The 1658-nt window shown below is 44.6% G+C and carries 1 protein-coding gene; it reads left to right on the top strand.

Annotation, left to right across the window (positions count from 1 at the left end; genetic code table 11):
* Positions 1–267: 267 nt before the first annotated feature.
* A partial coding sequence (locus H583_RS32975) for a condensation domain-containing protein (protein WP_245585916.1) occupies positions 268–1658 on the top strand: 1391 nt, incomplete at its 3' end.

Genomic DNA, 1658 nt, shown 5'->3' on the forward strand with positions numbered 1-1658 from the left:
CGGAATTGGCGGAACGGTACAAGAGCAAGCTGCTGGCGCTGATTGAGCATTGCTTGCAGCAGGAGAATGTGGATGTGACCCCAAGTGATCTGGGATACAACAAGCTGTCTCTGGATCAGCTCGACAAAGTCAATTCCATCTTAAAGAAAAAAATCAAGATTTAAGTTTTTCCATTTCTCTCAACAAGGGGAGGCTGCCCGAAGGTCATAGGCGGTCTCCCCAATAAATTAAGGGATGTGAAAAAAAGTGTCTGAAGTGGACATCAAGATGATTCAACCATTATTCCCGATGCAAAAAGGAATGCTGTTTCACCATAGGCTTGAGCCTAATTCACAGCAGTATTTTGAACAAATGGTTTTAACGGCTGAAGGACCGCTTGATATCCGTACCTTTGAAAAGAGCTTTAATCTTCTAATTGAGAGATATGATGCTTTGCGGACGGTATTTCTGTATGAGGAAATGGAAGCGCCGCTGCAAGTGGTGCTAGTGGAAAGAAAAACGGCTGTGTACTACGAAGATCTTTCTGCTTTGAATGAGCAGGAGCAGCAGGCTCGCATCGAGCAATTTACATATCAGGACCGAAAGTCCGGGTTTGATTTGCAGTCGGACATTCTTATTCGGGCTTCGGTTTTTCGAATCCATCCAAACAGTCACAAAATAATATTGAGCAACCATCACATTATTATGGATGGCTGGTGCCTTGGCATTGTGATGAAAGATCTGCTGCACATCTATGAGCAAATCAACAGGCAACAGAATGTCCAATTGAATCAGGCGCCTTCCAATCGCAGTTATGCGCAATGGCTGGAACAGCAGGATGAAGAAGAAGCATTGGCCTATTGGCATCAGGTTCTTGAGGGCTTTGAAGAACGCACTGGGATTCCGAGAAAGTCATCAGATTCAACCCGTCCGGGAGAATATGACGGGCGGGAGTCATGGATTACATTAGGTGTGGATTTAACGACAGCTTTACAACACATTGCCTTGAAGAACCAGGTGACTTTGAATCATGTATTTCTGGGAATGTGGGGAATCTTGCTTCAGCGGTATAACCTGACTTCGGATATTGCACTTGGAACGGTCATCTCCGGGCGTCCCCCTGAGGTGGAAGGTATTGAGAATATGGTGGGGCTATTCATTAATACCATCCCGATCCGGATCACATCCCGTAAAGGAGAGCGATTCCCTGATTTATTAGCTCATATTCAGCAAACGCTGCTTTTGGGAGAAAAGTACGGTTATGCGTCATTAGCAGATATTCAAGCACGTTCCGAATTGAGACAGGATCTGTTTGATCATATTGTTTCATTTCAGAATTTCTCCAATCGGACGGAAGTTGCTGATGCTGCGACGGGCGGGAACGCGGGCTTGCAAATTAGTGACGCAGAGGTTTTTGAGCGAACGAACTACCCCCTGACAGTGATGGTACAGCCCGGCGAACAATTGATAATCAAGATAAATTATGATGGACATATCTATGACAGGAAAATGATTGAACGTCTTGGAACCCATCTCATTCAACTGGCGGATACGTTATCTAAAAATCCAGAAGCGCTTGTCAGTGAAATCGATATGGTAACAGCTGGAGAAAAAGAGCAGTTGTTATACGGGTTTAATGATACGAAAACTGTATATCCGCAGGATCAAACAATTTATGC

Source organism: Paenibacillus pinihumi DSM 23905 = JCM 16419, from assembly GCF_000422505.1.
In the GTDB taxonomy this organism is placed as follows: Bacteria; Bacillota; Bacilli; order Paenibacillales; family Paenibacillaceae; genus Paenibacillus_D; species Paenibacillus_D pinihumi.